The organism is Sphaerotilus sp. (assembly GCF_034519685.1).
Taxonomy (GTDB): Bacteria; Pseudomonadota; Gammaproteobacteria; order Burkholderiales; family Burkholderiaceae_C; genus Sphaerotilus.
Genome location: NZ_JAXHOF010000003.1, coordinates 1,012,093 through 1,034,495, shown reverse-complemented (window position 1 = coordinate 1,034,495; position 22,403 = coordinate 1,012,093). Strand labels below are relative to the sequence as shown.

Here is a 22,403-nt window from a genome sequence, read left to right as displayed (position 1 = left end):
GGAGTGGACTACCTAGACCGAAGTGACGTGGTTGTGCGCTTTGTCGGTACGCTCCAGACCACGGCCAATAGTACGGTGAGCGTCATTGCATTGGCGTTTATCTGGAGATTTAAATCCACCAGTGCGTGTAGGAGGGCGCACAACAATGCCATGCCCACACCCGCCGCAACACCCCGTGCATGCGGCGAATGGCCATCCTGCATCAGCCGATAGGCGCGCACGGCAGTCAGCAGCGCGACCCCTGCGAGCAGCAGCAGCCCCGACAGCCCGACATCCGCCGCGATCTCGACATAGTCGTTGTGGGCGTGGTTGTAGGGCAGCGTCAGCGACTCGACCTTGTACCGGGTGAAGGCGTTGTAGAACGCCCCCCCGCCAAAACCGGTCCACGGCCGCTCCTGCAGCATCGCCATCGCATCGCGCACTGGACGTGTGCGCTCTTCCAGCGTTTCCTCGCGGCGCGGCGGTGGTGCGCTGGGCTGTCCTGTCACCGGGGTCTGGCTGGCGGAGGCGGCGTCCGCGGCGATCTCGGTGGCTTCCATGCGGCTGAGCACCTTGGACAGGCCCACCCATTGCCCGATCACGATCAGGTCCACCACCAGCAGGCTGACCACCAGGATCCCTGCCGACTTGCGCAGGTTCGTGGATCTGGCCATGACCCAGACCGCCACGATGAACAGGCCCAGAAAGAACGCGCCATTGCCCATGCGCGAGCGTGTCAGCACCAATGCGATCACCAGCGTGACCAGCATCAGGCGCACGACCATCTTGCCGGACATCATGAATTCGAGCGCCGCCTGGATGCGGCGGTGTCGCTGCGCTGCCTTGACGGGCGCGCCTGGGTGGCCCATCTGCGTCAGCATCACGGCCAGACCCGCCGAGAAGGTCAGCAGCATGTAGTTGGCCAGGGCGTCCGCTTGCGGGAAGGTGCCTGTGGCACGCATGCCCTGTGCAAAATCAAATCCCAGGTATTCGTATCTGCCCGCGCTGGAGAACAGCACCATCGCGATGAGCGCCTGGATCACGCCAGCGCCCAGCAGGCCGACCAGCAGCGCCATGCGCCTGCGGTCCGAGGTCACCAGCAGCTGGACCAGCCAGAACGCGCCCACGTAGCCGATGCAGCGCAAGACGTAGATGCGCGTCTCGTGCGGGTCATCCGTGTAGCCGAAGGGGGTCAGCTGGACGCTGGTCCAGGCAGTGAACAGCACCAGCAGCGCCAGCACGGCGTGCCCACCCCAGCTGGTGCGCGAAAAGGGATCCGCCGGGGCGTGTGCGGGCGCGCGCAGGCGCAGCAGCCCGCAGGTGGCCAGCAGTAGCCAGACCACGGCGGCGAACAGCGAGATCGCCCATTGGCGGTTGCTGCCCAGCGGCAGTGGCAGCCATGTCAGCGCCACAATGAAAAGGCCCAGCAGGCCTCGCTCGGCCTGCCGGGCCCATGGCAACTTCTTCAACGAAGAACCTGCTGCGCAGTGCTGCTGTGGCTCAGCAGGGGGTGATGCCAGGGCCGCCGCGCTTGCACGGCGGCACGACCACCACCGGCGGCGGCGGCGCCACGCGGATCGGCGGGCGAACTGCCGGCGGCGTGCCGCGCGGGCCGGCGCCGCGGGGCGCCGTTTGTGCGCTGACCTGGAAGGACGTCATGGTGACCGCCACGGTGGCGACTGCCAGCAGCAGCCCCTTGATCGATCCCTGAACTTTGAACTGAGAAGTCATGCTTCTGCTCCTGAAAAAATATGAGTCAACTGCTGATGCAGGGGACTGAAGTGAAAAGTTTAGCCCACTTCTAGCACGAGTTTGAGGGCTTTTGTCCACGATCTCAACCCCGTGATCGTGTGGCAGGTGGGGTGACAGACGTCCTGACAAGCCGGGCGGCGTGCCCAGATTGGTTCTGGAATGTACCGCTGCAGGGGGCCGGCCTGCGCCATTTCCGTCCATGCGCCGGCATCTTGAGAAAAACGCCGCATTCGCCGTACTTATCCGGATGCGCGCACTGGACAGTCTGGTGTTGTGTCCCGTCTACTCGGTGCACTTGGTCGTTCTTGTCGTGTCGGACTTGAGCGCCAGTATCGGGTCAATAAGTAAATAAGAGTAACAAATCCACATCTGTTGGTTTGCCGTGTCATGGCGGCCAGCCTGTCCGGTGCCTTCTGGCCCATGTCTCCTTCCATCCCTGTGATCAACTCGACTTCAAGAATCTTCGTCACTGGCCACCGGGGGATGGTCGGCAGCGCTCTGGTGCGCCGCCTGCAGGCGGGTGGCTACCGCAACATCATCACCCGCGGTCGCGATGAACTCGACCTGCTGGACCAGGCCGCCGTGCAGGCCTTCCTGCAGGCGGAGCGGCCCGACTATCTCTTCATCGCAGCGGCCAAGGTCGGCGGCATCCGGGCGAACAGCCTCTACCGCGCCGACTTCCTCTACCAGAACCTCCTCATCGAGGCCAACCTGATCCACGGGGCCCACCTCGCGGGCGTGCAGCGGCTGATGTTCCTGGGGTCGAGCTGCATCTATCCGCGCGACTGCGCCCAGCCGATCCGCGAGGACTACCTGCTCACCGGCCCGCTGGAGCAGACCAACGAGCCCTATGCAATCGCCAAGATCGCCGGCATCAAGCTCGCCGAGAGTTACAACCGGCAATATGGCCGACAGTATGTAAGTGTCATGCCCACCAATCTCTACGGGCCGAACGACAACTACGACCTCGCCAACAGCCACGTCCTGCCGGCGCTGCTGCGCAAGGCGCACGAGGCCCGCGAGCGCGCGGACCCGTCTTTGGTCGTGTGGGGAACCGGCTCGCCGCGCCGAGAATTCCTCTATGTGGAGGACTTGGCCGATGCCTGCGTGTTCCTGATGGAATCCGGCTATGACGGCCCGCTGCTCAACATCGGCACTGGCCAGGATGTGTCGATCCGCGAACTCGCCGAAGCTGTCATGGAGGTGGTCGGCTACCGCGGCACCATCACATTCGACGTTACCAAGCCCGATGGCACGCCGCGCAAACTCCTTGATGTCGGCCGTCTGACCGCTCTGGGCTGGCAAGCCCGCACTACCCTGCGTGATGGCATGCGCCTGGCCTATGCCGCCGCGCCGTTCCATGCCACCCCGTCCCCCGTCTGATTGATGCATTCCCATTCCCCCATGACAGAACAGAAGAGAAAAGTTGCGCTCATCACGGGTGTGACCGGCCAGGACGGCGCCTATCTGGCGGAGCTGCTGCTGGGCAAGGGCTATGAGGTGCACGGCCTCAAGCGCCGCAGCAGCCTGTTCAACACCGACCGCATCGACCACCTGTACCAGGATCCGCATGTCGACGGCCGCAACTTCGTGCTGCACTACGGCGACCTGACGGACTCGACCAGTCTGGTGCGCATCGTCCAGCAGGTGCAGCCCGACGAGATCTACAACCTGGCGGCGATGAGCCATGTGGCCGTCTCGTTCGAGGAGCCGGAGTACACCGCCAACGCGGACGGCATCGGCACGCTGCGCATCCTGGAGGCCATCCGCATCCTCGGGCTGGAGAAGAAGACGCGCTTCTACCAGGCCAGCACCTCGGAGCTGTACGGTCTGGTGCAGGAGATTCCGCAGAAGGAAACCACGCCTTTCTATCCGCGCAGCCCCTACGCGGTCGCCAAGCTCTACGCCTACTGGATCACGGTGAACTACCGCGAGGCCTACGGCATGTACGCCTGCAACGGGATCCTGTTCAACCATGAAAGCCCGCTGCGCGGCGAGACCTTCGTCACCCGCAAGATCACGCGCGCCATCGCGCGCATCGCGCTGGGGCTGCAGGACTGCCTGTACCTGGGCAACCTGAGCGCGCTGCGCGACTGGGGGCATGCGAAGGACTATGTGGAAATGCAGTGGCTGATGCTGCAGCAGGACAAGCCCGAGGACTTTGTCATCGCCACCGGCGTGCAATACAGCGTGCGCCAGTTTGTCGAGCGCGCGGCCGCGGAGCTGGGCGTGACGCTGGTGTTCGAAGGGGAGGGCGAGAAGGAAGTCGGCATCGTCGCCGCGGTCCATGGCAAGCAGGCCAAGGTCAAGGTGGGCGATGTCATCGTCCGCGTGGACCCGCGCTACTACCGGCCGACCGAGGTGGAGACGCTGCTGGGGGATCCGTCAAAGGCCAAGGAAAAACTCGGCTGGACACCGCGGATCACGTTCGAGCAACTGGTCAAGGAAATGGTCGAGGCTGATTACACGGCGGCGCGCAAGGACAGTCTTGTGAAGCTGGCGGGGTTTCAGGCGTTTGATCATCATGAATAATCAATAGGGCGTACCGTCTTTATATGAAATTATTGGCAGTTTTTGGAACTCGACCAGAAGCCATCAAGATGGCTCCGCTGGTGAAGGCCTTGCAGGCCTCTGGCTCAGTTGATCTGCAGGTCTGCGTGACAGCTCAGCATCGGCAGATGCTGGACCAGGTATTGAGTCTTTTCGAGATCAAGCCCGACTTCGATCTGGATTTGATGCAGCCCGGGCAAACGCTGACACAACTCACGTGCAACATTCTTCAGGGCATGGATCACGTTCTGGCCGATAGCAAGCCGGACTGGGTGCTGGTGCATGGGGACACTTCCACAACGCTTGGCACCAGTTTAGCCGCCTACTATCGACAGATAGGCGTTGCCCATGTCGAAGCTGGGTTGCGTACGCACAATCTCTATTCCCCATGGCCTGAGGAAGCCAATCGCCAAATCACCGGGCGGCTGGCTGGTCTCCATTTTGCGCCCACTGAAGAAGCTCGCCAGAATCTTCTGAAAGAGGGTGTTGATTCGAAGAAAATTCATGTGACTGGCAATACCGTCATTGATGCGTTGCTCGCAGTCAGCAAAAAAATCGAGACCGATGATGAATTGAACGGAATGCTGGCGGCTCGGTTTCCTTTTCTGGATTCGGCGAAGCGGCTGATTCTGGTTACAGGGCATCGGCGAGAAAATTTTGGCGCTGGTTTCGAGGCGATGTGCCAAGCGCTCAAGGACATTGCGGCTGAACCTGGGGTGCAGGTCGTCTACCCTGTTCACCTGAATCCAAACGTCCAAGAGCCAGTGCGTCGAATCCTTGGGGATGCTTCCAATGTGCATCTGATTGACCCGCTTGACTATCTGCCCTTTGTCTATCTGATGAAGCGCAGTTACCTCATTTTGACGGATTCTGGCGGAATCCAGGAAGAGGCTCCATCTCTGGGGAAGCCGGTCTTGGTGATGCGGGATACCACCGAGCGGCCTGAGGCTGTTCTGGCGGGTACAGTCAAATTGGTTGGAACAGATCGCGGCACCATTGTCCATGCGGTACAAACACTGCTGAAGGATGCTGCTGAATATCAGCGTATGAGTCATGCCCATAATCCGTATGGTGATGGGCTTGCTTCTAGTAGAATTGTTGAATATTTTAAGGGGAATTGATCGTGAATAAAAGTTTTAACTCGGCTTCGATGATTGGTCTCGGGTATATTGGCCTCCCCACCGCTGCGATGCTGGCGTCGCGCAAGATCAAGGTTGTCGGTGTTGATATCAATCAACATGCGGTCGATACCATTAATCGGGGTGAAATTCATATCGTCGAGCCCGACTTGGATATGATTGTTCATGCCGCGGTGTCGCAGGGGTACCTTCGAGCGACTACTCAGCCCGAGCCAGCGGATGCATTTTTGATAGCTGTTCCGACGCCCTTTAAGGGGGACCATGAGCCTGATATTTCCTATGTGGAAACAGCGGCAAGATCGATTGCTCCTGTTATAAAGGCCGGCGACTTGGTTATCTTGGAGTCAACATCGCCAGTCGGGACAACTGAGCAACTTGCAAGTTGGCTGGCAGAAATGAGGCCTGATCTTAGCTTTCCACAGCAAAAAGGAGAACTGTCGGATATCAGTATAGCGTATTGTCCCGAGCGAGTTTTGCCTGGTAAGGTTGTGAGTGAGCTTGTAAATAATGACAGAATTATTGGGGGGATGACAAAGCGTTGTTCGAGACGCGCAACAGAGTTGTATAAAACATTTGTCACTGCAGAATGTATTCCTACTAATGCGCGTACTGCAGAGATGTGCAAGTTGACGGAAAACTCATTCCGTGACGTCAATATTGCTTTTGCCAATGAACTTTCAGTAATTTGTGATAAATTAAATATAAATGTGTGGGAGTTGATAAGGCTGGCCAATCGTCACCCGCGCGTAAATATACTTCAACCAGGTCCGGGAGTCGGCGGGCATTGTATTGCTGTTGATCCTTGGTTTATTGTTAGTAAGACTCCTGCAGAGGCCAGGCTAATAAAGGTTGCTCGTGAAATTAATGATGCTAAGCCGCATGTGGTTATAGAAAAGGTTAAGGCTGCGGCAGCTAAATTCCGTGTGCCGCGTATCGCTTGCCTTGGATTATCTTTTAAGGCTGATATCGATGATTTGCGTGAAAGTCCTGCGATGGAGATAGTAGAGCATTTGAAGTGTGAAGGCGTAGGGGATATTTTTGTGGTCGAGCCCTACATAAATTCTTTGCCGAGTAAATTGATTGCAGATAATGTTTCTTTGGTCTCTCTCGATGAAGCATTGCGTGAATGCGACATAATTCTCTTGTTGGTTAATCATAAAGAATTTTATGAGATGGAGCGGTCTCTGCTGATGCAAAAAATTGTCATAGATACTAGAGGCGTTTGGGCGTCGTAAGTCTTAAAGAAGGCAATTCCCCCATAAATTGGGGGAATTGTTTTTTATTTGAATAAATGAGGTATTGTTTGAAATCGACATACATAATTGGACCAAGTCTAAAGTCAAAAATTGCTGGCGGGGTTGTCACGCACGTAAAATTTTTGTCGACCTTAAAGGTTTTCGATGGCGCTAATTTTATTAAAATTGATAGCCTCGGTAGTAATCCAATTAAATCGTTGATTAATATTTTTATTGACGCATTAAAATTAATAAAAATCAATAAATCTATTGTAATAATAAATGCTTCCATATATAAGGGATCAATCGCAAAGCTTTGCATTCAAATTTTTCTTCTTGCTAAAAAAAATAATAAAATAATAATTTTTTTTCATGGAGGAAGTTTTAAGCGAGTAAAAAATAGTAATGGTGCAATAGTCAAGGCTGTACTACCATTTTTTGCCTTTATTGATAAATTATTTTTTCTTTCTGAAATTCAAAAAAAAGAGTTTTTAGAATTACGTGCTAATGCCATTTGTGAGCGTTATAGAAATTATTCTATGTGCAGTGATGTTGTGCCTTACTATATTGGTGAGAGTGGTTTTCATAGATTGCTGTTTGTCGGTCGAATAACAAAAGAGAAGGGGGTATTTGAGGTTCTTGATAGTTTTGTCGAGTTAACTAAGGGCGAAAAAAATAAATTCCAGCTCGACTTTGTCGGGGAGGGTGATGCTATCGATTCACTTAAGTCAATAATTAGAAGTTTGTCTATAAATAATGTAGTTTTTCATGGCTATTTGGCTGGAGAAGACTTGCAGAATATGTACTCCTCTGCTGACATGGTAATTCTTCCATCTTATGCGGAGGCTTTTCCATATGTTTTTGTAGAGTCTATGAGAAGCGGTGTGCCGATGTTGGCTACTGCAGTGGGTGCTCTGCCTGACTTGATTGTTAATGATTATAATGGATATATAATTGAAAATAGTGACCCAATTTTAATATTTAATGCAATGAGCAGACATTTTGAGAAATGTGACGCAGATAAAATTTCCATCAGAAATAATTGCCATAAATTTTTTAAAGAAGAGTTGTCCAAAAATAGTGCCGAGACATTTTATAAAAAAATATTGAGTGAATTGTGAGTTAAATAATGTCACTTAAAGGAATTAAAAAAATTGTAGTAGCTATTTTTATAAGTGGGTTTGGGAAATTTTTGGGTTTTGTAAGGGAGGTTCTCGTTGCTGGCATGTATGGTGTATCCCATGTGACGGATGCATTTTTTGCATCGCAACAGGTTTTTTTGATAATTTCAAATTATGTGTTTGGTGCGTTCAACATGGCTTTTGTGCCGCACTACATAAAATTAAAATCAAAAAATAGTGAGAAGTTTTTTTCCGGCGTAATTTTTTTGTTGTTGTTGGGTATTGGTGTTTTGATCAATGGTGTGCTAATTTTTTGGATTAATGGTTATATAAAAATATTTCCCGTCACTGATTTGCTTGGTGATTTTGTTGAAATAATGTCGTATTCTGTTGTGCCTACGTTAATTGTAGGTCTGGCATATGCGGTATTCCACGCTGAAGGTAGGCATTACCTTGCGAATTTTATAGGCATTGCAATGACAGTTGGGATGCTTGCTACATTATTATTTTATTGGGTGTTGAGTGCGGGTGAGGAGAAGAAAGATTTTTTATACGCACTTCCATTTTCATATCTGATAGGTACTTTGTTGTCTTTTTTATTGGTTTTTTTGGTTGGGAGGAAATATTTAGCGCCAAATATAAACTTAAAAAATATTGATAAATCTTTTATCAAGAGCTTGTCGTCTTCTTCGGTTGAGAATGTGTTTTTTAATATAAATCAATCGACAACTGTATATTTTGCGGCCATTGCCGGTGCAGGAGTGGTTGCTAGCAATGCATATGCAATGCGTGTTGCAATGCTCCCACTTGGAATAATATCTTCGCAGCTTGGAAATATATATCAAACGTGGATTGGAAAAAAAATTACGCTAGAGGAAAGACCATCTAGAAAAGTGTTTTTTGCTATGTGTTTGCCAGGAGTGGTGATAGCTATTTTTATGATTGTTTTTGGAGGTGAAATAATTAAATTAATATACGAAAGAGGTAATTTTTCGAAAGAAAATACAGCTCAGGTTGTTGAATTATTGACTCCTTATGCTGCTTATTTTGTGGTTATGTCAATAAATCAACTTGCAGCAAGACATTTTTTTGCACTTAATAAAGGTGCGGTTTATGTTAGACTGATGGTTTTTGCATACATTTTTGCCTCACTGGGGAAGTATATTTTTAGCGATAATTTTATAAATGTATTGTGGGTTTCTGTGTTATTTGAGGGTTTGGTGAGTTTAATTATGTGTGCAATGATTTGGAGAGGACGGTGATAGATTAATGTATTTATCGTACATGTATGGATTATCTTTTCTTTTGCTCGCCTTGCCAACTTCTTGGGCTGGCGTTCTGGCGCGTATATTGCTAGTAATTTCTGCGATAATTTCTTTGGAGAGAAATTTTTCCCGTAGTTTTTTTATCGCAAAAGCTGAGTATATTTGGTTATTGGCAGGAGCTATATATATAGGGGGTAGTTTTTTCACGGCACTGTTTGCTGTAAAGATGGAGTTGGCGGTTTATGATGTATTTAGGCAGTTGTATATATTTTTAGTGTCTTTTGGAATGCTAATTCATTTTAGGGATTGTAAGGCGCGAATGTACTTTGTTTATGGATTGATGCCTTATATAATATTCTCTGCTTGTTTGATTATATTTGGTTATAATTCGGTTATGGGTGGACTGGCGTCGTTTAATTTCGATGATTCTGCATATTTTAAATTTCAGATGAATCAAGAGTTTGGTGTTAATACCAATCCATTGTCGTTTGCTATGTTACTTGGTTTTATCCTGTGTTACTCTATATATAAAAACAGTTATTTAAATATAATATTTGTTATTGTTTCCATGGTTGCTTTGATGATAAGTGGTGCGAGAGCTACTATTGCGATGCTTTTTTTTGGCTTATCGTTTGTTTTTTTTGTTAAAGATGAAGTTTCCAGAAAATTATTTTCATATGCTATTTTATTAATTGGCTTCCTTGGTTTCTTGTATTATATTAACCTGGATGAAGTTGAAAAAATAAAGTATATGTATGAAGTTAGTGATGCGACTACGGGACGCCTTGAGTTATGGCTTGCTGCCATCGCTAAATTTTATGATAGGCCTGTTTTTGGGTGGGGAGCCTCTTCTTGGGATTATGATTTAGATAAGTATTTAATTTTAATATCTAGTGATATTGGTCGATTTGATATATTGACATCTGGTGCATTCCATAATGCGTATCTAACTGTTCTTGCGGAGAAGGGGTTGGTTGGTTTTTTTATAATGGCTAGTTTTTTATTTTTTATATATAGAAGCTCCATAGTTGTGTATTCAGAGAGATATAATATGAATATTTTCGATAGAAAGCTGGCGGCTGTTTCCCCATTGTTTATTTCGCTGCTCGTGATTCGTGGTTTTTTTGAGCATGGGGGCATAATTGGGTATGCAAATGCCAGTGTTGATTTTATATCGTTTGCTGGGGCAGCTTTGATTGTTGCTTTGTATGTTCCGATTTATCAATTAAATTCAAAATAATGTCATGCTGGTAATATCTTGTACTCAAGCCTCAAAATCAGGTGCTGCTAGGTATGTTTATGAGTTGCACAATGAGATATCAAAGATCAAAAATGATTCTATTTTGATTGCGCCGAATAATTTTGATTTTTTGCACTTGGTTGAAAACCTTGTCCCGTATAGAGAATTGGACGTAAAAAAAGGAAAAGTCAAAAAGACTTTCTCGATGATAAAGCAGTTTTTTGATTCGACAATCAAAATTAATGAGATTGTAAAAAATAGCGCAAATAAAAAAATTATCCTTCATTTTAATTTTCCCGGTTTGCCTGCATTATCTATACTGCAGTTTATTAGCGTAAAGAATAAAAATGTAAGATTATTTTTTACTGTCCACGATGTTTTGCCGCATAAGTGGCTTTTTCCTGATTATTTGAGGGGCGTTGAGTTTTTGTTATTAAAAATGCTCTACAAGATACCTAATATTATTATTGTTCATCATGAAAGTCAAAGGGTTGATTTAATTAAAAAATTTGGCATGGAAGCTAAAAAAATAAAAATAGCCCCGCATGGAGTGTTTGGCTTGTCAAGTGCGCCTTTAAAATACAAAAAAGAAGATGAATATAATTTATTGTGCTTTGGTGCAATTAGAAAAAATAAAGGCGTTATTTTGGCGATAAAAGCTGTTCAGGCACTACGAGAGCAGGGTTTTCCTGTGGTTTTGACTATTGCTGGAGCTGCAAGTAAAGGTGAATTGGATTATTGGGTTGAGTGTAAGAAGGCAATAGATGGTAGTCCTGATGGTATATTGGTGCATGAGGGATATGTTGGTGATGATGAGTTGAAGAAATTTTTCTCAAATGCGCACGCGATTTTATTGCCATATGTAGATTTTCATTCTCAAAGTGGTGTCGCTACGATGGCTCTTTCTAATGGCAGAGTTATTATTTCTACTCAGTCTGGTGGATTGTCTGATTTAGTTAATAATAAAGAATACGCTTTTGAAATTAAAAATGCTGACATTGCTGGTGTTTGTGATTCAATTAAGAGAGTTGTTTCTACGGGGCATGATAAATTAGAGTATCTTGGTGACTTGGCTTTTAAGGATATGATGGAGAAGTATTCCTGGTCTAGCGTGGCGAAAATACATTGTGATTACTATGAGGAGTGTGATTGATGGTCGTCGGTCCTGTTGAATTGCAGAGGTTCGCAAAGTTATTTTCCCGATACAAATTGAAGTTCTTGGCAAAATTTATTGATTATATTATTAGGCTTGTATTTGGTTGTTGGTTTCCTCATACGGTTGTTGTGGGTAAAGGTCTCGTTTTGGGGTACGGCGGACTTGGGGTGGTTATACATAAAGATGCAGTGCTTGGATCTTTTGTGCATATTGATCAGCATGTTACAATAGGAGGTAACGGGACAAAATTTGGTGTGCCAGTAATAGGTTCTAACGTATATATAGGAGCAGGAGCTAAGATTTTAGGGCCAATCACAATCGGGGATAATGTTAAAATTGGCGCAAATTCGGTAGTTATTAGAGATGTTCCTTCTAATGTTGTATTTGCTGGTGTGCCTGCAAAATTCATCAAAAATATTTATATATCGTGAGTTTTGTTAAATATTTTAATACCATAAAGTATTTGAAGCCTATTCAAATATATGGGCGGGTATGGTTTAAACTCGCTAAAACTCGTCTCGATCGCACGACTCCCCCTGCATTGCGCTATCGGCCAGGCCGATGGTATCGATCGGCCGGTCGGTCGCCGAGTATGTGTGGGCCAGGTGAGTTTGTCTTTCTGGGAGAGCCCGGTAAGCTGATGGAAATCGGCTGGGATGGCGACCAGCGCGAAAAACTCTGGCGTTATAACCAGCATTACTTTGACGATCTGAATGCCCTGCAAGCCGAAGACCGACGTGAATGGCACAAGGCGCTGGTGGTCGATTGGGTCGAACAGAATCAGTCGAGTGCCGGTAACGCATGGGAGCCCTATCCTACCTCCTTGCGAATGGTCAACTGGATCAAATGGGCCTTGACGGGGAACCCGCTACCCCAAGTCTGCATTCATAGTCTTGCGGTCCAGGCCCGATGGTTGATGCACAGGCTGGAGATCCACCTGCTGGGCAACCATCTTTTTGCGAATGCCAAGGCATTGGTGTTTGCCGGCATGTTTTTCAGCGGTCCTGAAGCTGAGAAATGGCTATCCAAGGGATTCGGTATCTTGGCGCGTGAAGTACCGGAGCAAATTCTGGTTGATGGGGGGCATTTTGAGAGAACCACGATGTATCACGCTTTGGCGCTGGAAGACATGCTGGATCTTTGCAATTTGTTCGGGTGCTATGGCACGGATGCATTGAGTGCCTCGTCTCGCCGGACCGTTGAGGGATGGCGCCCTGTGGCAATCCGGATGCACGCTTGGCTGTTGGCCATGTGCCATCCAGATGGAGAAATCAGTCTTTTCAATGATGCTGCGATCGGGATTGCCCCTTCGTGTGAAGAGATCCGCGCTTATGCACAGCGGCTTGGTCTGGCTGTCGATAGTCCGCCGGCCGGTATGCACGTAGGTGAGGTCGACGCGTTATGGATGGAGCAAACGGGATATGTGCGTCTCGCCTCCAACAGTGCCGTAGCGCTGATGGATATCGGCCCTGTAGGACCGGATTATCTTCCGGGCCATGCGCACGCGGATACGTTGAGTTTCGAACTGTCAGTGAATGGATTTCGCGTATTGGTGAACTCAGGAACTTCATGTTATGGAGCGGGCCCGGAACGGTTACGGCAGCGTGGCACGTCCGCACACAACACTGTTCTGATCAACGGTGAGAATTCCTCCGAAGTCTGGGGGGGGTTTCGTGTGGCGCGGCGCGCCCGACCTGTAAATCCGCAAGTGTCGGCTGACGGTGATACGGTGAAAGTCTCCTGTGGGCACGACGGATATGCCCGTTTGCCAGGACGCCCGTTTCACCAGCGCCAATGGCAGATGCGATCGAATCAATTGGTGATCTTGGATGAGATTTCTGGTCCATATCAGACTGCTCAGGCGAGATACCACTTCAGTTCGGATGTTGTGCTCAGCATTGATCAAGGTGGAACAAGCGGCCGGGCGCTACTGCCTGATGGAAGTACTGTTCAGTGGATCACCAATCATGGACGCGCACATTTAGAAGACACCACTTGGCACCCAAGGTTCGGTGCCTCTGTGCCTAATAAATGTTTGGTGTTAGAAATGAATAAGGGGCTTTCTGGGCTCGTTGTTTATTGGAACTGATTTTATATATATTTCCTATGCATATTTTATTCCTTACTGATAATTTTCCGCCAGAAGTTAATGCGCCAGCTAGTAGAACCTTCGAGCATTGCAAAGAGTGGGTAAAAGCGGGTCATAAGGTTACTGTGGTCACCTGTGCTCCGAATTTCCCGAAGGGCAGAGTGTTCGATGGTTATGCCAATAAATTGATCCAGCGCGAAGAGATGGCAGGCATCCATGTGGTGCGAGTGTGGTCCTACATCACGGCAAATGAGGGTTTTGTCAAGCGAATACTGGATTACATCAGTTTCATGGTCGCGGGCACGGTTGCCGCCATTTTTGTGAAAAAAATTGATGTAGTGGTTGGAACCTCGCCCCAGTTTTTTACTGCTTGTGCTGCATACATGGTGGGTGCACTCAAGCGTCGACCTTGGGTGTTCGAGTTGCGCGACATCTGGCCGGAATCCATTCGCGCGGTGGGTGCAATGAAAGAGTCGGCGACTCTGGATTTTTTGGAAAAAATCGAGTTATTTCTGTATCGGAAAGCATCAGCTATTGTTTCTGTCACCCAGTCTTTCCGTGATTCACTCATTCACCGCGGAATTGAGGGAAACAAGATCGATGTCATCACCAATGGCGTCGACGTGAGTCGTTTCAGTCCGCGTCCCAAGGATGTGGAGTTGGTGAACCGGCATCAATTGGGCAACAAGTTTGTGGCGGGCTACATTGGTACGCATGGATTGGCCCACGCACTGGATACAGTTCTGGATGCTGCCAAATTGTGCAAGGCCATGACGGGTGGAGATCGATATCGGTTCCTGTTGTTGGGGGATGGTGCTTGCAAGGCAGCGCTGATGTCCCGCGCACAGGCAGAGGGTATCGACAATGTCATTTTTGTCGATACCGTGTCCAAGGATGAAGTAGTGCGGTACTGGTCATTGCTAGATGCATCGCTTATTCATCTGAAGGCGACCCCACTTTTCGAAACTGTCATTCCGTCCAAGATGTTCGAGTGCATGGGCATGACGATTCCGATTCTGCATGGAGTGCAGGGTGAGTCGGCGCGCATCATTGAACAGGAAAGGGTCGGATTGGTGTTCGAGCCACAGAATGCCAAGGCACTGTGTGATGGACTGTTGCGACTGGATCAAGACCATGCGTTGTATGCAGAACTCAAGGCAAACGGTCCAAAGGGTGCCAAGAACTATGACCGTTCGATCTTGGCACATCGGATGCTTCGCATCCTTGAACGCGTTTCTTTGACTCGCGTCTAGAATCTTATTGGTTGAAAATTCAATTGTCTCTAGCGATGCAATCTAATACTACAGTCGCGGTCATTGGCGTCGGCTATGTCGGCCTTCCCCTCGTCATCGAGTTCGGCAAACATTTCAAGACGATCGGCTTCGACGTCTCTCGCGAGAAGATCCAGAAATGCCGAGCAGGCCAGGATCCATCCCGCGAGATCCCGGATGAGGACATGGCGTTGGCCATACACGCCGAATACAGCTTCGATCCGACGGATCTGGAGCGTGCCGACTTCGTGATCGTGGCTGTGCCCACCCCCGTGGACGAGGCCCATATCCCGGATTTCCGCCCGCTGCTCAACGCCAGCCGCAGCATCGGCGCCCATCTCAAGCCGGGCGCTGTGGTGATCTATGAGTCCACGGTCTATCCGGGCGCCACGGAGGAAATCTGCATTCCCGAACTGGAGCGCGTGTCCGGCAAGGTCTGGCAACGTGACTTCTTCGTCGGCTACAGTCCCGAGCGCATCAATCCCGGCGACCGTGAGCACCGCCTGACCAACGTGATCAAGGTCGTGGCCGGCGATTCACCCGCCACGCTGGAGAAGGTTGCGGCGCTCTACGAAACGATCGTGGAGCCTGGCGTACACCGCTGTTCCAGCATCAAGGCGGCCGAAGCCTGCAAGGTCATCGAGAACACCCAGCGCGACCTGAACATCGCGCTGATGAACGAGCTGGCGATCATCTTCGACAAGATCGGCATCGACACGACCGAAGTGCTCGAAGCGGCGGGAACCAAGTGGAACTTTCTGCGCTTTCGTCCCGGTCTGGTGGGCGGCCACTGCATCGGCGTCGATCCGTATTACCTGACCCACAAGGCCGAGATGCTCGGCTACCACCCGCAGGTGATTCTGGCCGGCCGCCGCATCAACGACGGCATGGGCAAGTACATCGCCGAGCAGACCGTCAAGCAGATGATCGCGGCGGGCAGCTACATCAAGGGCGCGCGGGTCAACGTGCTCGGGCTGACGTTCAAGGAAAACTGCGCCGACCTGCGTAACAGCAAGGTGGTGGACATCATCAACGAGCTGCGCACCTATGGTGTCGAAGTCTTCGTGCACGACCCCGAGGCGGATCCGGACGAGGCGATGCACGAATACGGCGTGCGCCTGCTGAGCTGGGACGACCTGCCGCGTGCGGATGCCATCGTGGCGGCGGTATCGCATCGCCGTTTCAACACGCTGGGCGTCGAAGACCTGGCGCGCAAGCTGGTCAAGGGCGGCTGCGTCATCGACGTGAAATCGGCCTTTGATCCGGCCGTGCTGACCACGGCGGGGCTGCGCGTCTGGCGGCTGTGAACTGAGGAATAGCCCAGGTCTCGATCAGGCCACCGCACCCGCCAACTCGAACCGCAGCGGCAGCCCCACGGCCACACTGGCGCGGGCCAGGGTGGCAAGCGTGACGCTGGTGTCGCGCTCGTCGAGCAGGCGATTGACCACCATGCGGCTGGTGTGCATCCGGGCAGCCATTTCGGTCTTGCTGATGTGCTGTGCCTTCATGGCTTGGGCCAACTGCCAGGCGATGACGCGCTTCACCGCCATGGCGGTGGCTTCTTCCAGTGAACCGTCTTCGGCCAGGAAGTCGTCAAAGTTGCTGCCGATGTGCTCGCTGCTCATGGTGTTCCTTCAGAGTTTGCGCAGGCGGACCAGCGCGGTTTTGAGATCGTCGGCGGGGGTCTTCTGGGACTTCTTGACGAAGCCGTGCAGCAACACCATTTGCCCTGTCACAACTGTGAACAGCACGCGGGCAATGCCGTCGGCGATGTTGCTGCGCACCTCCCACCGTCCGGGCGCCATCTTGCGCACCAGGGGCATCCCTAGCGGCCAGCCGAACTAACGGTCTCGATGTCCGTGCCAATCGCCTTGCGGTCTTCTACCGTCAAGTCCAGCAGGAAGGCTCGCACTGGCTCGTTGCCGGCGTCGGTGCGGAAGAATGCAACGCTCAGAATCGGCTCGTTCATGTCGTGCATCGTATCGAATTAGATACTATGCTGCAAGTGAGCTTTGCCGCCTCCACCTGCAAGCCAGTCGAGGTCTTCGTGCACGATCCCGAGGTGGACCAAGACGAGGCAATGCATGAATACGACGTGCGGCTGCTGAGCTTGGAGAATCTGCCGCGTGCGGATGCCATCGGGGCGGCGGTGTCGCCATGACAAACGGGGCCTTGAAGGCCCCGTTTTCATTGCTGTTGCAGCGCTTGTGGCGCGAGAGGTCAGTAGCTGTCCAACTTGGACAGGCGGCTGAATTCCGAGGTCATGTAGCCGCGCGTGGCATCGGCTTCCTGCACCGGCAGGGCGGCCGGCGTGCGCTGCACTGGCGGGACCGAGCGGGACTTGCGCACCAGCAGGCGCGGCGTGCTGAATCGAACGATCGAACGGTAAAGCAGCACATAGACCACGCAGAACACCAGCAGCGACAGCGCCAGCAGCCGGCTGTTGTTCCACCAGACCAGCGCCGGCAGCACCGACAGCAGACACAGCGCCCACAGATACGGCGAGGTCATCGAGTTGCGGCGCAGCTGGACGGCCGGGCTGGGCTTGTTGACCGCCCAGCGCATCAGGCGGCGGTAGATCAGGCTGTGCAGGTGCGTAGCATCCGGCAGGCCCATCGGCAGGCCCCGCACGACGCGGCGGCGGTACATGGTGAACAGCGTCTCGAACATCGGGTACGCGCAGACCATCAGCGGCAGCATCGTCGACACGTCGCGGTGGCGGTACACCAGCAGGATGCAGAGTTCCGCAACCCAGAACCCCAGCAGATAGGCGCCACCGTCGCCCAGGAAGATGTGGCCCTTGGGGAAGTTCCAGACGAAGAAGCCGAGCACCGCGCCCAGGCTGGCCAGGGCGCAGTACAGGATAGCGGTGTCATCGACCTGGTAGGCGATGAAGGCGATGGCGGCGAGCATGATCGCCACGCACATCGAGGCCAGACCGTTGAAGCCGTCGATGATGTTGACCGAGTGGGCCACGCCCGCCACCGCGATCACCGTCAGCAGCAGCGGGAAGCCGGTGATGAGCATCAGGGTCTCAAGGCCGGGAATGCCGGTGCGCACGATCATGGCGTCGACCAGCCACGCGGCCAGCGCCGCGGCGACGATGGTGGCGATCAGGCGCTGGGCCGGGGTCACGCGCTTGGTGAAGTCCTCGATCAGACCTGCGCCGAAGGCGACCATGCTGCAGCCCAGGATGGCGGCGAAGAAGCGCCAGTCGGCTTCGTCCGCTACCACGGCGGCGGCGCAGCCCAACACCATGCCCAGGGCGATGCCGATGCCACCGACACGCGGCACGACCCGGGTGTGGAATTTCTGGGGCTGTGCTTTGTCCGAATCGCCGGAGTAGTGGGCATGGCGGTCTGCATAGCGGACCAGCAGCCAGGTGACACAGAGCGACGTCAGGAAAGAACAGAGGATCAGTGATAACACGGCAGAGTCCCTTGGTTGCTTATATTGAATTTGCTCAAAAAACGGAAAGCCATTCGATAAGACGATTTGAGTTATTTTTATTACAAAGTCACTTCGATTACACGATTTTACAATTGCCGGAGGTCGGGTTTGTAAGGATCGACTTTTTTCATTGTAGGTTCCCCCGTCAGTTCTTCAACACTTGAATGGAGGGTAACGTGGAATCTGAACACAACTGCACAATGGAAAATGATAGTTTTATTGCGAGTTGTGCTGTCAATCCTTTGGTCGGGGGGGCGGGCTGCAGTTTGCTTTGTCGACAAGGTAGCGATGCCAGAATCCCGCCATGCCTTCTCCTGACCCGTCCCCTGCTGTGCTGACGTCCACGGTCCGACGACCGGCTTGGCGCCAGTCACCTGATTCGCAACAAGATGTATCGGCCTGCCTCGCCGAGGAAGTCCCCGTCGCCCTCGTCTACAACGGCATCTCCCACGCCGTGATGCTGGCCACGCCGCAGGACCTGGAGGACTTCGCCCTCGGCTTCTCGCTCTCCGAGGGCATCATCGACCGCGCGGACGACCTGCTCGACTGCGAGACCACGCCCAGCGATCTGAGCGTGTCCGAGTCGCTGGCCGGGGTGCCGGAGCAGGGGCTGTCGCTGGAGCTGAAGGTGACGCTGCGCTGTTTCATGCGGCTCAAGGAGCGCCGGCGCACGCTGGCCGGGCGCACCGGCTGCGGCCTGTGCGGCACCGAGAGCCTGGCCGAGGCGATCCGCCCGGTGCGGCGCGAGGTGGCACCGGTGGTCGTGGCCGCGGCGGCGCTGGCCCGCGCGATGGCCGAGATGCCGGCGCACCAGACCCTGTCGCAGGCCACCGGCGCCACCCATGCCGCCGCCTGGTGCGGGCTGGACGGCGCCGTGCGGCTGGTCCGCGAGGACGTGGGCCGCCACAACGCGCTCGACAAGCTCATCGGCGCGATGGCACTGGCCGAGGTCGATCCGGCCGACGGCTTCATTGCCGTGACGAGCCGGGCGAGCTACGAGATGGTCTACAAGACGGCGAGCGCGGGCGTGGGCCTGCTGGCGGCGGTGTCCGCGCCGACCGGGCTGGCGGTGCGCACGGCGGAGTCGGCCGGGCTGGTGCTGGCGGGGTTCGTGCGCGGGGACCGGGCGACGGTCTATGCCCACCCGGAGCGTGTCACCGCAGCGCGTTGAGGTCTGCGACCTCGTCATGCCCGCGCATGCGGGCACCCACGCACGCCAAGAACGCCGGGTGGCGTGGGTGGATCCTCGCATTCGCGAGGATGACGGCGGGTAGGGTGTGGCGGGACAGCGGTTTCACGCCCACGTGACCTCGCTCGCGAACAGATACCCCGCGCCGTAGACGGTGCGGATCAGCTTCGGGTTCTGCGCATCGACTTCGAGCTTGCGGCGCAGGCGCGAGATGCGCACGTCGATGCTGCGGTCCAGCGGCGAGAGGTCCGGGTCGCCGCAGATCTGCTCGCGCGCCAGGATGCGGTTCGGGCGCTGCAGGAAGGTGCAGAGCAATTTGGCTTCGCCCGAGCTGAGCGTCCATTCCTGCTGGTCGCTGCCGCGCAGGGTGTTGGTGTCGGGGTGGAAGACCCAGCCGCTGAAATGCGCTTCGGCCGGGCGGTGTTCGTCGTGGGGCAGGGGGCCTGCGCCGCCGCGCCGACGCAGGATGCTGCGCACCCGCGCCACCAGCTCGCGCGGCTCGAAGGGCTTGGTCACATAGTCGTCCGCCCCCAGCTCCAGCCCCATCACCCGGTCGCCCAGGTAGGCGCGGCCGGTGAGGATGAGCAGGCCGCAGTCGTGGCGGCGCTGGATTTCCTGCACCAGGTCCATGCCGTCGGCGTCGGGCAGGCCGAGGTCGATGATGCACAGGTCCGGCTTGCCCACGCGCAGCCGCTGGCGCAGCTCGGCGGCGTTGCGGCAGATGTCGGTGTCGAAGCCGAAATCGCGCAGCACGGTGTTCAGCAGCCGGGCGACTTCCGGGTTGTCCTCGACGATGAAGATGCGGGCGGTCATGGCAGGTCGAGGTGTTCGAGCGCGTCCCCCAGCTCGCTGCTGGAGAAGGGCTTGCGCAGCAGCAGCGGGCCGTCCTCCTCGGGCGGCAGGTTCATGGCGTCCGCATAGCCGCTGATGAGCAGGATGCGCATGTCGGGATGGCTCAGGCGCGCCTGCCGGCTCAGCGCGCGGCCGTCGAGCCGGCCGGGCATGACGATGTCGCTGATGAGCAGGCCGATGTCGGGCACCGTCTGCAGCAGGTCCAGCGCCTCCTGGGCGTGGCAGGCCTCGATGACCGGATAGCCCATGCCGACCAGCTGGCGGCGGATGACGCGGCGCAGTTCGTCGTTGTCCTCCACCAGCAGGACCAGCGGGCGTTCGGTCTGCCCCGTGCCCGGTTCGGCGGGGGCGGCGGGGTGGGGCAGGGCGGCGCTGTCCTCGGCGGGGTCATCGTCCAGGCCCGGGTGGCCGGACCGCGGCAGCAGCAGGCTGACCTGCGTGCCCTCGCCAGGGCGGCTGTGCAGCACCACGCCGCCGCCGCTCTGCTTGGCGAAGCCGTAGACCATCGACAGCCCCAGCCCGCTGCCGCTGCCGAAGCGCTTGGTGGTGAAGAACGGCTCGAAGACGCGGGCCTGGGTGGCCGCGTCCATGCCGATGCCGGTGTCGGACACGGTGATGCGCACATAGTCGCCCGGCGCCACATCGACCGCCAGGGCGGCCAGGCGGCCGAGGTGGACCGGGTGGGCCTCCAGGCGCAGCTCTCCGCCCTCGGGCATGGCGTCCCGGGCGTTGATGGCGAGGTTGACCAGCGCGCTCTCCAGCTGGTGCGCATCCGTGAGCGCACGCACCGGCACGCCCGGCTCGGGCGGCACCACCACCATCCGCACGGCATCCGGCAGCGAGCGCCGCAGCAGGTGGACCGCCTCTTCGATCAGGGCCCCGACCTCGACCGGCTGCGGCGCCAGCGGCTGCTGGCGCGCGAAGGTCAGCAGGCGGCGGATCAGCTCCGCGCCGCTGTGCGCGGCCTTGAGCGCGGGCGCCAGGAACTCCGCCATGTCGGGGTCGCCCGGGTGGCGGTCGCGCAGCGCGGCCAGGTTGCCGATCATCACGGCCAGCATGTTGTTGAAGTCGTGCGCCAGCCCGCCGGTGAGCTGCACGACGGCTTCCATCTTCTGCGCCTGCACGACGGCGGCCTGCGCGTCCTTGAGCTGCGTGATGTCCACCGACAGCACGAAGCAGCCGAGCACCTCGCCGTCCGGGCCGATCTCGGGCACCAGTTCGCTGCGGGCGTGCATGGTGCGGCCCTGCAGCCCGGGCGTGGCGTATTCGTAGCTGACGCGCTGGCCCTGCAGCGCCACGCGCACCTGCGGCGCCACGGCGGCGTAGACCTCGGGGCTGACCACCTCCGCGATCGAGCGGCCAAGCACGCGGTCCTTGCTGTGGCCGAACCAGTCGGCGTAGCCCTTGTTGACGTAGCGGTAGACCTCGTCGCGGTCGAAGTAGCCGATCATGGCCGGCACCGTGTCGGTGATGAGCCGCAGCCGCTCTTCACTGCGGCGCAGCGCGGCGGTGATCTGCTGGTTGGCCTCGTGGGCATTGCGCAGCTGGCGGTTGCTGGTCTGCAGCTCGGCGGTGCGCTGGGCGACGCGGCGCTCCAGCTCGGCGTTCTGCTCGCGGATCATGCGCTCGTAGCGGCGCTGGGCGGTGATGTCGGTGTAGAGCGCGATGAAGCCGTGGTGCGGCAGCGGCTCGCCGCGCACCGAGATGATCTGGCCGTTCGGGCGCTCGCGCTCGGTGCGGTGGGGCTGGAAGGTGCGCGCCATGCCGACCCGCTCGGCCACCAGCGTCTCGACATCGCCCGGCCCGTATTCGCCCCGCTCGGCGTTGTAGCGCATGAAGCTCTCGAAGGGCGCGCCGACATAGGTCAGGTTCTCCGGGAACTCCAGCAGCCGCAGCAGCGCCTGGTTCCATGCCACCAGCCGCAGGTCGGCGTCGAACACCGTGATGCCCTGGTCCAGCAGGTCGAGACCGGCCTGCAGCAACTCGTGGCGCTGCTGTTCGCGCAGGGCATCGGGGGTGTCGGGCAGGCTCATCGGTTCATTCTAGGAGCGGCTGCCAGCCCTGCGCCGGGACGCAAACATTCGATACATTCGCTCCGAGGTGATGCAAAAGTCA

The 22,403-nt window shown here is 54.8% G+C and carries 20 protein-coding genes and 1 pseudogene; 14 read left to right on the top strand and 7 right to left on the bottom strand.

The window, feature by feature from the left end:
- Positions 1 to 8: 8 nt before the first annotated feature.
- Entirely contained in the window at positions 9 to 1,448 is a 1,440-nt protein-coding gene (locus U5O44_RS08470) for an O-antigen ligase family protein (RefSeq protein WP_322587991.1), read from the bottom strand.
- A 31-nt stretch (positions 1,449 to 1,479) separates the two neighbouring features.
- The gene (locus U5O44_RS08465; protein WP_322587990.1) at positions 1,480 to 1,710 is read right to left on the bottom strand and encodes a hypothetical protein; all 231 of its coding nucleotides are present in this window, start codon (positions 1,708 to 1,710) and stop codon (positions 1,480 to 1,482) included.
- Between the two features lie 441 nt (positions 1,711 to 2,151).
- Here U5O44_RS08465 and U5O44_RS08460 point away from each other — a divergent pair, with 441 nt between their 5' ends.
- From U5O44_RS08460 to U5O44_RS08405, 12 genes are all read left to right on the top strand, one after another.
- A complete protein-coding gene (locus tag U5O44_RS08460; protein WP_416222160.1) occupies positions 2,152 to 3,114 on the top strand; it encodes a GDP-L-fucose synthase family protein in 963 nt (320 codons plus the stop codon).
- A 21-nt stretch (positions 3,115 to 3,135) separates the two neighbouring features.
- Positions 3,136 to 4,263: a GDP-mannose 4,6-dehydratase gene (gene gmd, locus U5O44_RS08455; protein WP_322587989.1), complete on the top strand. Its 1,128-nt coding sequence runs from the start codon at positions 3,136 to 3,138 to the stop codon at positions 4,261 to 4,263.
- A 23-nt stretch (positions 4,264 to 4,286) separates the two neighbouring features.
- On the top strand, positions 4,287 to 5,402 hold the full coding sequence (wecB, locus tag U5O44_RS08450) for a non-hydrolyzing UDP-N-acetylglucosamine 2-epimerase (RefSeq protein WP_322587988.1): 1,116 nt from the start codon (positions 4,287 to 4,289) through the stop codon (positions 5,400 to 5,402).
- 2 nt (positions 5,403 to 5,404) lie between these two features.
- The gene (gene wecC / locus U5O44_RS08445; RefSeq protein WP_322587987.1) at positions 5,405 to 6,655 is read left to right on the top strand and encodes a UDP-N-acetyl-D-mannosamine dehydrogenase; all 1,251 of its coding nucleotides are present in this window, start codon (positions 5,405 to 5,407) and stop codon (positions 6,653 to 6,655) included.
- A gap of 68 nt (positions 6,656 to 6,723) precedes the next feature.
- A complete protein-coding gene (locus U5O44_RS08440; protein ID WP_322587986.1) occupies positions 6,724 to 7,776 on the top strand; it encodes a glycosyltransferase family 4 protein in 1,053 nt (350 codons plus the stop codon).
- 8 nt (positions 7,777 to 7,784) lie between these two features.
- A complete protein-coding gene (locus U5O44_RS08435) occupies positions 7,785 to 9,038 on the top strand; it encodes a lipid II flippase MurJ (protein ID WP_322587985.1) in 1,254 nt (417 codons plus the stop codon).
- A 43-nt stretch (positions 9,039 to 9,081) separates the two neighbouring features.
- Positions 9,082 to 10,281, top strand: a complete 1,200-nt coding sequence (locus tag U5O44_RS08430) for an O-antigen ligase family protein (RefSeq protein WP_322587984.1) — start codon at positions 9,082 to 9,084, stop codon at positions 10,279 to 10,281.
- A 4-nt stretch (positions 10,282 to 10,285) separates the two neighbouring features.
- A complete protein-coding gene (locus U5O44_RS08425) occupies positions 10,286 to 11,434 on the top strand; it encodes a glycosyltransferase family 4 protein (protein ID WP_322587983.1) in 1,149 nt (382 codons plus the stop codon).
- The gene (locus U5O44_RS08420; RefSeq protein WP_322587982.1) at positions 11,434 to 11,868 is read left to right on the top strand and encodes a serine O-acetyltransferase; all 435 of its coding nucleotides are present in this window, start codon (positions 11,434 to 11,436) and stop codon (positions 11,866 to 11,868) included. Before U5O44_RS08425 ends, U5O44_RS08420 begins: the two co-directional genes overlap by 1 nt.
- A gap of 209 nt (positions 11,869 to 12,077) precedes the next feature.
- Complete coding sequence (locus U5O44_RS08415) at positions 12,078 to 13,526, top strand: heparinase II/III family protein (RefSeq protein ID WP_322587981.1); 1,449 nt, start codon at positions 12,078 to 12,080, stop codon at positions 13,524 to 13,526.
- Between the two features lie 17 nt (positions 13,527 to 13,543).
- On the top strand, positions 13,544 to 14,779 hold the full coding sequence (locus U5O44_RS08410; RefSeq protein ID WP_322587980.1) for a glycosyltransferase family 4 protein: 1,236 nt from the start codon (positions 13,544 to 13,546) through the stop codon (positions 14,777 to 14,779).
- Positions 14,780 to 14,814: 35 nt separating this feature from the next.
- Positions 14,815 to 16,104, top strand: coding sequence for a nucleotide sugar dehydrogenase (locus tag U5O44_RS08405; protein WP_322587979.1), 1,290 nt, complete (start codon positions 14,815 to 14,817; stop codon positions 16,102 to 16,104).
- Between the two features lie 24 nt (positions 16,105 to 16,128).
- On the opposite strand, the gene U5O44_RS08400 is transcribed toward U5O44_RS08405, so the two are convergent.
- Positions 16,129 to 16,422: a helix-turn-helix domain-containing protein gene (locus U5O44_RS08400; protein WP_322587978.1), complete on the bottom strand. Its 294-nt coding sequence runs from the start codon at positions 16,420 to 16,422 to the stop codon at positions 16,129 to 16,131.
- A gap of 9 nt (positions 16,423 to 16,431) precedes the next feature.
- Positions 16,432 to 16,766: pseudogene (locus U5O44_RS08395) on the bottom strand (type II toxin-antitoxin system RelE/ParE family toxin).
- A 3-nt stretch (positions 16,767 to 16,769) separates the two neighbouring features.
- Between U5O44_RS08395 and U5O44_RS08390 the strand changes: the two are divergent.
- On the top strand, positions 16,770 to 16,958 hold the full coding sequence (locus U5O44_RS08390; protein WP_322587977.1) for a hypothetical protein: 189 nt from the start codon (positions 16,770 to 16,772) through the stop codon (positions 16,956 to 16,958).
- A 59-nt stretch (positions 16,959 to 17,017) separates the two neighbouring features.
- On the opposite strand, the gene U5O44_RS08385 is transcribed toward U5O44_RS08390, so the two are convergent.
- On the bottom strand, positions 17,018 to 18,226 hold the full coding sequence (locus U5O44_RS08385; RefSeq protein WP_322587976.1) for an MraY family glycosyltransferase: 1,209 nt from the start codon (positions 18,224 to 18,226) through the stop codon (positions 17,018 to 17,020).
- A gap of 325 nt (positions 18,227 to 18,551) precedes the next feature.
- Here U5O44_RS08385 and fdhD point away from each other — a divergent pair, with 325 nt between their 5' ends.
- Positions 18,552 to 19,418: a formate dehydrogenase accessory sulfurtransferase FdhD gene (gene fdhD, locus U5O44_RS08380; RefSeq protein ID WP_322587975.1), complete on the top strand. Its 867-nt coding sequence runs from the start codon at positions 18,552 to 18,554 to the stop codon at positions 19,416 to 19,418.
- A 123-nt stretch (positions 19,419 to 19,541) separates the two neighbouring features.
- Here fdhD and U5O44_RS08375 read toward each other — a convergent pair whose 3' ends face one another.
- Both U5O44_RS08375 and U5O44_RS08370 read right to left on the bottom strand, forming a co-directional pair.
- Positions 19,542 to 20,249: a response regulator transcription factor gene (locus U5O44_RS08375; protein ID WP_322587974.1), complete on the bottom strand. Its 708-nt coding sequence runs from the start codon at positions 20,247 to 20,249 to the stop codon at positions 19,542 to 19,544.
- Positions 20,246 to 22,321 (bottom strand): PAS-domain containing protein, encoded by a 2,076-nt coding sequence (locus U5O44_RS08370; protein WP_322587973.1) that lies wholly within the window; start codon positions 22,319 to 22,321, stop codon positions 20,246 to 20,248. Before U5O44_RS08370 ends, U5O44_RS08375 begins: the two co-directional genes overlap by 4 nt.
- Positions 22,322 to 22,403 lie beyond the last annotated feature (82 nt).

Coding starts and splice junctions, on each gene's coding strand:
- U5O44_RS08465 (WP_322587990.1), bottom strand. CDS start 1,710: ATGACTTCTCAGTTCAAAGTTCAGGGATCGATCAAGGGGCTGCTGCTG.
- U5O44_RS08460 (WP_416222160.1), top strand. CDS start 2,152: ATGTCTCCTTCCATCCCTGTGATCAACTCGACTTCAAGAATCTTCGTC.
- U5O44_RS08410 (WP_322587980.1), top strand. CDS start 13,544: ATGCATATTTTATTCCTTACTGATAATTTTCCGCCAGAAGTTAATGCG.
- U5O44_RS08375 (WP_322587974.1), bottom strand. CDS start 20,249: ATGACCGCCCGCATCTTCATCGTCGAGGACAACCCGGAAGTCGCCCGG.
- U5O44_RS08405 (WP_322587979.1), top strand. CDS start 14,815: ATGCAATCTAATACTACAGTCGCGGTCATTGGCGTCGGCTATGTCGGC.
- wecB (WP_322587988.1), top strand. CDS start 4,287: ATGAAATTATTGGCAGTTTTTGGAACTCGACCAGAAGCCATCAAGATG.
- U5O44_RS08435 (WP_322587985.1), top strand. CDS start 7,785: ATGTCACTTAAAGGAATTAAAAAAATTGTAGTAGCTATTTTTATAAGT.
- fdhD (WP_322587975.1), top strand. CDS start 18,552: ATGCCTTCTCCTGACCCGTCCCCTGCTGTGCTGACGTCCACGGTCCGA.
- U5O44_RS08400 (WP_322587978.1), bottom strand. CDS start 16,422: ATGAGCAGCGAGCACATCGGCAGCAACTTTGACGACTTCCTGGCCGAA.
- U5O44_RS08420 (WP_322587982.1), top strand. CDS start 11,434: ATGGTCGTCGGTCCTGTTGAATTGCAGAGGTTCGCAAAGTTATTTTCC.
- U5O44_RS08415 (WP_322587981.1), top strand. CDS start 12,078: ATGGAAATCGGCTGGGATGGCGACCAGCGCGAAAAACTCTGGCGTTAT.
- gmd (WP_322587989.1), top strand. CDS start 3,136: ATGACAGAACAGAAGAGAAAAGTTGCGCTCATCACGGGTGTGACCGGC.
- U5O44_RS08425 (WP_322587983.1), top strand. CDS start 10,286: ATGCTGGTAATATCTTGTACTCAAGCCTCAAAATCAGGTGCTGCTAGG.
- U5O44_RS08370 (WP_322587973.1), bottom strand. CDS start 22,321: ATGAGCCTGCCCGACACCCCCGATGCCCTGCGCGAACAGCAGCGCCAC.